This window comes from Nocardioides sp., assembly GCF_964228225.1.
Lineage (GTDB): Bacteria > Actinomycetota > Actinomycetes > Propionibacteriales > Nocardioidaceae > Nocardioides.
Genome location: NZ_CAXQZB010000070.1, coordinates 1 through 7802, shown reverse-complemented (window position 1 = coordinate 7802; position 7802 = coordinate 1). Strand labels below are relative to the sequence as shown.

5 protein-coding genes are annotated in these 7802 nt (G+C 72.4%); all 5 read right to left on the bottom strand.

Features of this window, described 5'->3' with window-relative positions:
* Positions 1-239: 239 nt before the first annotated feature.
* The gene (locus tag ACERUJ_RS16615; RefSeq protein WP_370249939.1) at positions 240-1145 is read right to left on the bottom strand and encodes an NUDIX domain-containing protein; all 906 of its coding nucleotides are present in this window, start codon (positions 1143-1145) and stop codon (positions 240-242) included.
* Positions 1142-1972, bottom strand: coding sequence for a lysophospholipid acyltransferase family protein (locus tag ACERUJ_RS16610; protein WP_370249937.1), 831 nt, complete (start codon positions 1970-1972; stop codon positions 1142-1144). The genes ACERUJ_RS16615 and ACERUJ_RS16610 overlap by 4 nt, the downstream gene beginning before the upstream one ends.
* Positions 1973-1991: 19 nt before the next feature.
* Positions 1992-3251, bottom strand: coding sequence for a geranylgeranyl reductase family protein (locus ACERUJ_RS16605; RefSeq protein WP_370249936.1), 1260 nt, complete (start codon positions 3249-3251; stop codon positions 1992-1994).
* 96 nt (positions 3252-3347) lie between these two features.
* Entirely contained in the window at positions 3348-3875 is a 528-nt protein-coding gene (locus ACERUJ_RS16600; RefSeq protein ID WP_370249934.1) for a DUF4232 domain-containing protein, read from the bottom strand.
* 176 nt (positions 3876-4051) lie between these two features.
* Positions 4052-7802, bottom strand: a 3751-nt coding sequence (locus ACERUJ_RS16595; protein ID WP_370249932.1) for a DNA-directed RNA polymerase subunit beta', incomplete at its 5' end; no start/stop codon positions are given.

Below are 7802 nucleotides of genomic sequence, written 5' to 3'. Positions count from 1 at the left end.
CCAGCGCCGTCACAAGACACCCGCCGGAACCCACGCCCGTCGAGAAGGCGCCCCAGCGCCGTCACAAGACACCCGCCGGAACCCACGCCCGTCGAGAAGGCGCCCCAGCGCCGTCACGAGACACCCGCCGGAACCCACGGTCGTCGAGGAGGCGCCCCAGCGCCGTCACGAGACGCCCGGGGAGGGCGGACGACGTCGACCGACGCCGCACGTCGCCGACGCTCGCTCCTCGGCGAGCCTCAGGACAGCCCGGCGCGGAGCCGGAGCGCCTCGTGGACGACGTCGAGCACGGGCAGCCGGTCGGCGAGGACGTCGGCGACCGGCACCCAGGCGACGGCGTCGGTGGTGCCGTCGGCCTCGGCGACGTGGGGCACCGCGTCGGCGGGCACGTCGAGGGCGTAGATCAGGTGGACCCCGTGGAAGTCCTCGTCGCGTCCCGAGGGCGCGTTGCCGCGCAGGTGCACGTCGTGCACGCCGAGCACGGCGCCGACCACGATCCGCGCGGGCTCCAGGCCGCACTCCTCCGCCACCTCGCGCCGCACGGCGTCGGCGGGGGGCTCGCCGTGGTCGACCCCGCCACCGGGCAGCGTCCAGGAGCCGTGGTGGTGGCCGTGGGGGGAGATCCGGGTGAGCAGCACCTCCGCGGCGGCGCCGTCCCCGCGCAGCGCGAGGCCGTAGGCCGCGACGCGCTGCACCCGGGCGGGCCGGTAGGCCGCCAGCGCCTCCCCCACGAGGGCCACCGTGGGCACGGTGCCGTCGAGCACGTCGGCGAGGGGGTGCCAGGCCGAGGCCATCGTGGACCCGTCGACCTCGACCACCCGCGGCGGCGGGGAGCCGGCCGGCACCCGGCCCTCGAACACCAGCCGCAGCGAGTGTGCGTCGACCCGGCGGCCCTCGCGCCAGTCGTCGGGCAGGTGCAGCGAGAACGGGCGCACGGTCTCGCCGACCTCCGCGCGCAGCCCGGTCTCCTCATAGACCTCGCGCACGACGGCGTCGCGCGGGTGCTCGCCGTGGTCGATGCCGCCACCGGGCAGGGTCCACAGCTCGCGGCGGCTGACCCGCGGCGCGAGCCGGCTGAGCAGGATCTCGCCGTCCCGGATGATCACGGCGTACGCGGCGACCCGCTGCCACCGCCGTCCGCTCACCGCTCCACCCTAGTGCCGGCCGCGGCCCCCACCGGGGCGTCCGGTCCCCAGCTGGGCAGCACCGCCGAGCGGGGCATCGCGTCGAGCGCGAACGACGCCGCGCGGGGCAGCGCGTCGCCCCCGAGGTGGGCGGGGTACCACGGCGCCCACTCCCCCGGCCGGGGCCGGTGCTCGGGGCGGCGCTGGAGCTCCTCGAGGCGGGCGTGCAGGTGCTCGCCCAGCCGTCGGGTGGTGGCGACGACGTCGGCGTCGGGCGGCACGTGCCAGGGCGCGTCGAGCACGACGTCGACCGTGCGGCCCCGCGTGAGCAGCGGGCGCGGGAGCGGCTCCTCGACGCTGCGCTTCTGCCCCCACAGCCGCTGACCGCCCCAGGTGGTGACGGGCACGAGCGGGGCTCCGGTCTCGCGGGCCAGGGCGACCGCACCCGGCATGAGCGCGCGGGTCACGTAGGCCGCGGAGATGCCCGCCTCGGGGAACAGGCACACCGCCTCCCCGGCGCGCAGCAGCCGCCGGGCGGCGAGGTAGGCCGCGGCCGGCGCCTCCCGGTCCACCGGCACGTGGCGCATGGCCGTCATCGCCGGCCCGGCGGGGCTGTCCCAGATGTCGTGGCGGCACAGGAACCGCACCCGACGCCGCCGCACGTCGGGCGGGCCGTCGAGCAGGGCCCGCCCGATGAAGGCGAAGTCGGGGAAGGAGACGTGGGTGCTGGCCAGCACCACCGGCCCCCGGGTGGGCAGGTGCTCGGTGCCGCTGGCGCGCACCGTCAGGTCCAGTCGCCGCAGCACGACGCGCCCCAGCGCGATGACTCCTGCGTAGACCGGCTCCACGACGGTGGTTCGGAGCCGATCAGGAGAACGGCGGGCGGTGGTCGCGGGCCAGCGAGCGTCGTCCGGCCCACCGCCACACGCGGGCGGCGCGGTCGGCGTCCTCCTCGGTGACCAGGTTGCCCATCCAGCGCAGGGCCAGGGTCATCATCAGGTCCGAGCGCATGCCGATCGGGCCCAGTGCGGGCAGCAGCCGCGGGACCGTGACCAGGCCGGCCAGCCGGCGGGCGATCGAGAACGACTCGCCGTAGTGGTGGCGCAGGATCGCCGGCCACCGCTCGGTGAGGTCCAGCCCGTCACCGGCGCCGTCGATCAGCTCGGCCAGCAGCCGGCCGGTCTCGAGGCCGTAGTCGATGCCCTCGCCGTTGAGCGGGTTCACGCACCCGGCGGCGTCGCCGATCAGGGCCCAGTTGCGGCCCGCGACGTGGCTCACCGCCCCGCCCATCGGCAGCAGCGCGGAGGTCTTGTGCTCCAGCGGGCCGGTGAGGGCGAACTCCTCGCGCAGCCCGTCGGCGTAGTGCTCCATCAGCGGCTTGATCGCGATGTTCGCCGGCCGCTTGGCGGTGGCGAGCGTGCCCGCGCCGAGGTTCACGGTGCCGTCGCCCAGCGGGAAGATCCAGCCGTAGCCGGAGAGCACCTCGTTGTGCTCCCCGCGCAGCTCCAGGTGGCTGCTGATCCACGGGTCCTCGGACCGCTCGGAGGTGACGTAGGACCGCCCCGCCACGCCGTACACCGTCTCGCGGTGCCACTCGCGGCCGAGCACCTTGCCCAGGGTGGAGCGCACCCCGTCGGCCACGACCAGCCAGCGGCAGGCGATCTCCAGCACGCCGTCGGCGGTGGCGAAGAGCACCGCGGTGACGCGGTCGCCGTCACGCACGACGTCGATGGCCCGCGCGCCCTCCACCCCGACCGCTCCGGCGGCCAGCGCGGTGGTGCGCAGGTGGGCGTCGAGCTCGGTGCGGGGGACGGCGCTCCCCCAGTCCGGCAGGTTCCCTCCCGGCCAGGGCAGGTGCAGGGTCTGGCCGAAGCCGTGGGCGCGCAGGCCGCGGCTGGTGACGCGGTCGCGCAGCCACGGCTCCAGGCCGAGGCGGGAGAGCTCGTGCACGGCGCGGGGGGTGAGGCCGTCACCGCAGGTCTTGTCGCGCGGGAACACCGCGGCGTCGGCCAGCACGACGTCACGGCCCAGCCGGGCGGCCCACGCGGCGGCCGCCGAGCCCGCCGGACCCGCGCCGACCACGAGCACGTCGCAGGAGGTGGGAGCGGTGGATGCGGCGTCGGTCACCCTCCCATCCTCTCAGGGGACCCCCCTCTCCCTCCGACGGGTCCGGGCTCGCCGCACGGCGGCGCGCACCGGCCCGCCGGCGGGCCGTCGGCGGGGTCAGCGGGCCCGGAAGGGGCCGTGGCTGAGCAGCCGGACGTCGGCGTCCGCGCAGCCGCGGTAGCCGTCGGGCAGCGGCACGAACTGCGCGGCGGTGGCGTCGGGCACGTACACCCGGAAGCCGTCGACGGGGCGGGGCCGGCAGGCCCGACGCGGGTAGTTCAGGGCCTGCGTGATCGAGACCCGGCTGACCGCCCGCTCACCGGGGGCGAGGATCACGGTCGGCACGTGGGCGGCCTCGCGGGTCGCGGCGGCCCCGATCTGGGTGCCGTCGCCGCCCCCCACGAAGGACAGGCCGCCGTAGCCGTGCACGGTGCAGCTCACCGTGCCGGTGTTGCGCAGCACGAGTCGGCCGTAGGAATGGCCGGCCCCGGAGTCGGTGGGGCGGTAGGAGGCGACGACGTCGCGGTCGGTGCACGGCGACGGCGCCGCGGCCTGCGCCGGACCGCCGAGGACCGGCACGAGGACGGCGGACGCGGTGGCGACGGCGAGGGCCGCGCCGGCCGCGGTACGGGCGATCGGGTTCATCAGCAGGTCTCCTGTTCGGTTCGGCCCGGCACCGTGTGTGCCGGACACAGGGTGAGACCTCCGGGCAGGCGGCACGGTTGTGAGAACCGCCTGAGAACTTCCCGGGCCGCCACGACGCCCGAGACGCACCGGAGCCCGTGTCGCACGAGGCGACACGGGCTCCGGTGGTGGGGTGACTAGTTCTGGTACGACCCGAAGTCGAAGTCGTCCAGCGCGACGGCCTGACCGGTGCCGCCGTACTCGTAGTCGTAGGAGTCGTAGCCGGTGACCGAGTAGGCCGCGGCGCGCGCCTCCTCGGTGGGCTCGACCCGGATGTTGCGGTAGCGCTCCAGGCCGGTACCGGCCGGGATCAGCTTGCCGATGATCACGTTCTCCTTCAGGCCGCGCAGGCTGTCGGAGCGACCGTGGATCGCGGCGTCGGTGAGCACCCGGGTGGTCTCCTGGAAGGAGGCCGCGGAGAGCCACGACTCGGTGGCCAGCGAGGCCTTGGTGATGCCCATCAGCACCGGGCGACCCGAGGCCGGCTTGCCGCCCTCGGAGACCACGCGGCGGTTCTCCTCCTCGAACTTGACCCGGTCGACCAGGTCGGAGGGCAGCAGGATGGTGTCACCGGACTCGATGACCGTGACGCGACGCAGCATCTGGCGCACGATGATCTCGATGTGCTTGTCGTGGATCGCCACGCCCTGGCTGCGGTACACGGCCTGGACCTCGTCCACCAGGTGCTCCTGGGCCTTGCGGACGCCCAGGACGCGCAGGACGTCCTGCGGGTCCTCGGTGCCCACGATGAGCCGCTGACCGACCTCGATGTGCTCGCCGTCGGCGACCAGCAGGCGCGCGCGCTTCGAGACCGGGTACTCCTGCACCTCCGAGCCGTCGTCGGGGGTGAGCAGCACCTTGCGGGTCTTGTCGGTCTCCTCGATCTCCACGCGGCCGGCGGCCTCGGCGATCGGGGCACGACCCTTGGGCGAGCGGGCCTCGAAGAGCTCGACCACGCGGGGCAGACCCTGCGTGATGTCGTCGGCCGTGGCCGAACCACCGGTGTGGAAGGTGCGCATGGTCAGCTGCGTGCCGGGCTCACCGATGGACTGGGCGGCGATGATGCCGACCGCCTCACCGATGTCGACCAGCTTGCCGGTGGCCAGCGAACGGCCGTAGCACTTCGCGCAGGTACCGGTGCGGGCGTCGCAGGTCAGCACCGAGCGGACCTTGACCTCCTCGATGCCGGCCGCGATGAGCTCACCGATCTTGACGTCGCCGAGGTCGTCGCCGGGACCCGCGAGGACCTCGCCGGTCTCGGGGTGGACGATCGCGGTGGCCGCAGTGCGGGCGTAGGCCGAGGTCTCGACGTGCTCGTGCTTGACCAGCGTGCCGTCCTCCTCGCGGGAGGCGATCTTCTTCGGCAGGCCACGCTCGGTGCCGCAGTCGTCCTCGCGGATGATGACGTCCTGGGAGACGTCCACCAGACGACGGGTGAGGTAGCCCGAGTCGGCCGTGCGCAGCGCGGTGTCGGCCAGACCCTTGCGGGCACCGTGGGTCGCGATGAAGTACTCCAGGACGGTCAGACCCTCGCGGAAGTTCGACTTGATCGGCCGCGGGATGATCTCGCCCTTGGGGTTGGCCACGAGGCCTCGCATGGCCGCGACCTGGCGGATCTGGTTCATGTTCCCGGACGCACCCGAGTAGACCATCATGAAGATCGGGTTGGACTTGGAGAAGTTCTCCTCCATCGCCTCACCGACGACCTTGGCGGCCTCGGTCCAGATCTCGATGAGCTCCTGACGACGCTCGTCGTCGGTCATCATGCCGCGCTCGAAGTTCTTCTGGACCTTCGCCGCGTCGGCCTCGAACTTGCTGAGGATCTCGCGCTTGGCGTCGGGGGTGGTGACGTCGTCGATCGAGACGGTCACGCCCGAGTGGGTGGCCCAGTAGAAGCCGGTGTCCTTGAGGGCGTCCAGCGAGGCGGCGACCTCGACCTTGGAGTAGCGCTCGGCGAGGTCGTTGACGATCGCACCGAGCTGCTTCTTGCCCACCTCGTAGTTCACGAAGGGGTAGTCGGCCGGGAGGGTGTCGTTGAACAGGGTGCGGCCCAGCGTGGTCTCGAGCACGAAGGTGCCCGCCTCCTCGCTGTCCGAGCCCAGCGGCGGCACGGTGTCGACCAGACGGATCCGGATCGGGGTCTGCACCGAGATCTCGCCCCGGTCGAAGGCCATGATCGCCTCGGCCTGGGAGGAGAACGCGCGCAGGACCTCGCCCTCGGCCGCCTCCACCACCTGGGTGGTGAGGAAGAACAGACCGATGATCATGTCCTGGGAGGGCATGGTGACCGGCCGGCCGTCGGAGGGCTTGAGGATGTTGTTGGTCGACAGCATCAGGATCCGCGCCTCGGCCTGGGCCTCGGCCGACAGCGGCAGGTGCACCGCCATCTGGTCGCCGTCGAAGTCGGCGTTGAACGCGCCGCACACGAGCGGGTGGATCTGGATGGCCTTGCCCTCGATCAGCTGCGGCTCGAAGGCCTGGATGCCGAGGCGGTGCAGCGTGGGGGCACGGTTGAGCAGCACGGGGTGCTCGGTGATGACCTCCTCCAGCACGTCCCAGACCTCGGGGCGCACGGCACGCTCGACCATCCGCTTGGCGGACTTGATGTTCTGGGCGTGGGAGAGGTCGACCAGGCGCTTCATCACGAAGGGCTTGAACAGCTCGATCGCCATGTTCTTGGGCAGACCGCACTGGTGCAGCTTCAGCTGCGGACCCGACACGATCACCGAACGACCCGAGTAGTCCACGCGCTTGCCGAGCAGGTTCTGACGGAAGCGACCCTGCTTGCCCTTGAGCATGTCGGACAGCGACTTCAGCGGCCGGTTGCCCGGGCCGGTGACGGGACGACCACGACGGCCGTTGTCGAAGAGGCTGTCGACGGCCTCCTGCAGCATCCGCTTCTCGTTGTTGACGATGATCTCGGGCGCGCCGAGGTCGAGCAGTCGCTTGAGGCGGTTGTTGCGGTTGATCACGCGGCGGTACAGGTCGTTGAGGTCGGAGGTCGCGAAGCGGCCACCGTCGAGCTGCACCATCGGACGCAGGTCCGGCGGGATGACGGGGACGGCGTCGAGCACCATGCCCTGCGGCTTGTTGCCGGTCTTGCGGAAGGCGTCGACGACCTTGAGGCGCTTGAGGGCGCGGACCTTCTTCTGGCCCTTGCCGTTGGCGATGGTGTCGCGCAGCGACTCGACCTCGGCCTCGATGTCGAAGTTCTCCAGGCGCTTCTGGATCGCCGTGGCGCCCATGTGGCCCTCGAAGTACTTGCCGAACCAGTTCTTCATCTCCCGGTACAGCAGCTCATCGCCCATGAGGTCCTGGACCTTGAGGGACTTGAAGGTGCTCCAGACCTCCTCCAGGCGCGCGATCTCGGTCTCGGAGCGCTTGCGCAGCTGCGCCATCTCGCGCTCGGCGCCGTCCTTGACCTTGCGCTTCTGGTCGGCCTTGGCGCCCTCGGCCTCCAGCGCCGCGAGGTCCTCCTCGAGCTTGCGGGCGCGGTCCTCCAGGGAGGTGTCGCGACGGCGCTCGAGCATCTCGCGCTGCTGGGCGACCTTGTTCTCCAGCGAGGTCAGGTCGCGGTGGCGGGCGTCCTCGTCGACCGAGGTGATCATGTAGGCCGCAAAGTAGATGACCTTCTCGAGGTCCTTCGGGGCGAGGTCGAGCAGGTAGCCCAGGCGGCTCGGGACACCCTTGAAGTACCAGATGTGGGTGACCGGGGCGGCGAGCTCGATGTGGCCCATGCGCTCGCGGCGCACCTTGGAGCGGGTCACCTCGACGCCGCAGCGCTCGCAGATGATGCCCTTGAAGCGCACGCGCTTGTACTTGCCGCAGTAGCACTCCCAGTCCCGGGTGGGACCGAAGATCTTCTCGCAGAAGAGGCCGTCACGCTCG

Coding starts and splice junctions, on each gene's coding strand:
- ACERUJ_RS16600 (WP_370249934.1), bottom strand. CDS start 3,875: ATGAACCCGATCGCCCGTACCGCGGCCGGCGCGGCCCTCGCCGTCGCC.